We start from the raw sequence: 1,771 nt of genomic DNA on the forward strand, positions 1-1,771 counted from the left end.
AGTCGGACGAGCGCGGGCGGGCACTCCCGCGGCGAGGAGTGGGAGAACGCCCAGCCGGTACAGCAGTCCGAGTCGACGCCCGGCGCGGCCTCCCACGGCTCGGCGCCGACCCGGACCGCGGACATGACGATGGCGTTCTCCTACCGCGCGATCCGGCGGCTCGCGAACGTCCACGCCGCGTTGGCCGACGCCGAGAACTGGACGGACTACCTCGGCATCGTCGGCGACGTGGACGCGTCGACGATCAACAAGTACCAGCGCGACAACGTGCTGGATCTGGACTTCTTCAACGGCTCCGGCACCGGGCCGGCCGAGCGGCTCGCGGCGGTGGGGCCGAACTCGATGTTCTACGCCGAGCGGATGGTGCTCGTCGGCGTCGACGAGCGCGAGCAGGCGTGGGCGCAGGAGGCCGACTGGGAGTTCGTCCCGCTGGAGACCGCCGCGGAGGAGGCCGGCTGGGAGTTGGACGAGAACTGACCGTCCGCGACCCGTGGGTTTTTGACTCGACAGTCCAATTGGGTGGGTATGAGTCTGAAAGAGGCGTTCGAACAGTCAAGCTTCCTGACGCTGGCCGTTCTGGCCGCTATCGCGTGGACGGTGTTCTCCACCGCCCGCGTGCTGGGTCAGTTCGACTACTGGAACCCCGAGCCGTTCGGCATGACCCCCGGTGCGGGGATCGTCGGCGTGCTCGTGATGGGTATCGGCATCGTGCTCGCGATCGCGCTGCTGGGCGCGATCGAGCACGACGAGCCGGCGCCGGAGACGTGGCCGCCCGAAGACGCATAATGCAGTACGTCTGTACCGAGTGCGACTCGATGGCGCGGTTCGGCGGCGAGACCGGTCCCGTGGACACCCAGTGTCCCGTCTGTGAGGCGGTGACGCGCTGGGAGCCCGCCTTCGAGGGCGAGGCCCAGGGGGTGTCGTTCTGATGGCGCTGGCAGTCGAAATCGGCGACCGGCTCGCCGACGCGGCGTCGGAGTGGGCCGACCAGCGGATGCTCGACGACGACGACGCGCTGGAGCAGAAGCTCGAACAGGCGCTGCTGGAGGTTGAACACCTCGCCTCCGGCACGACCGAGATCGAGTTCGAACTCGACGATCGGACGCTCCACTACGCGCCGAGCGACGAACTTGAGGCGTTGCTCGAAGAGCAGGCCGAGCGCGTCGACGCCGACCCGAGCGCCGTGCTCGGGCTTCACCTCGAACTGTTCGCCCGGACGTTCCTCCCCGAGGACTCGATCCAGCCGGGTGCCGGTCCGGGCGCGCCGGTCGACGCCGACGACTGGTGAGGGAAAACGACTAAGCCCCGTCGGCTCTTGACCCCGTGTATGGCTTTCAAGGATAGTGGCTGGCGTCCGGAGGGCGCGATGGATGCCTTCGGCGACTACGAGGTCTGGGAGTACGAGCGCGGCCCACACGAGATCAACACGGGCGAGGTCGACGGTACGATCGACTTCGAGAAGTACGAGGACGGCGACTTCGCGACCTCGGTCGACGACCTCGAAGACGACGACGAGTAACGCGGTCGACGGTTCGGCTTCGCCGTCCCGTCGTTTTTGCGGATCGCAGTTCGACTCGATAGCTTCTGGAACGGCGATCGCGTTTCGGTCGTCGATTTCTGGAACAGCGACCGCGATAGCGTCCCGATCGTTGGCCACTGAAGCAGCATCCGCGACAGCATCTCGATGCTTGGCCACTTGTAACCGCAGGGTGCCGAGCACGAGGCTCGGCACAGCGCCGAGTCCCCACCCCTCCCCCGCGGGCCGGCGACC

At 67.6% G+C, this 1,771-nt stretch carries 5 protein-coding genes; all 5 read left to right on the forward strand.

Features of this window, described 5'->3' with window-relative positions:
• Positions 1-477, forward strand: a 477-nt coding sequence (locus ACFR9S_RS00710) for a DUF7124 domain-containing protein (protein WP_459077180.1), incomplete at its 5' end; no start/stop codon positions are given.
• Positions 478-525: 48 nt separating this feature from the next.
• Positions 526-786: a hypothetical protein gene (locus ACFR9S_RS00715; RefSeq protein WP_379732689.1), complete on the forward strand. Its 261-nt coding sequence runs from the start codon at positions 526-528 to the stop codon at positions 784-786.
• The gene (locus tag ACFR9S_RS00720) at positions 786-929 is read left to right on the forward strand and encodes a hypothetical protein (RefSeq protein ID WP_379732690.1); all 144 of its coding nucleotides are present in this window, start codon (positions 786-788) and stop codon (positions 927-929) included. Before ACFR9S_RS00715 ends, ACFR9S_RS00720 begins: the two co-directional genes overlap by 1 nt.
• Entirely contained in the window at positions 929-1,288 is a 360-nt protein-coding gene (locus ACFR9S_RS00725) for a hypothetical protein (protein ID WP_379732691.1), read from the forward strand. Before ACFR9S_RS00720 ends, ACFR9S_RS00725 begins: the two co-directional genes overlap by 1 nt.
• A 39-nt stretch (positions 1,289-1,327) precedes the next feature.
• Entirely contained in the window at positions 1,328-1,519 is a 192-nt protein-coding gene (locus ACFR9S_RS00730; protein ID WP_379732692.1) for a hypothetical protein, read from the forward strand.
• The last annotated feature ends 252 nt before the right edge of the window (positions 1,520-1,771 follow it).

This window comes from Halolamina salina (assembly GCF_042678005.1).
In the GTDB taxonomy this organism is placed as follows: domain Archaea; phylum Halobacteriota; class Halobacteria; order Halobacteriales; family Haloferacaceae; genus Halolamina; species Halolamina salina.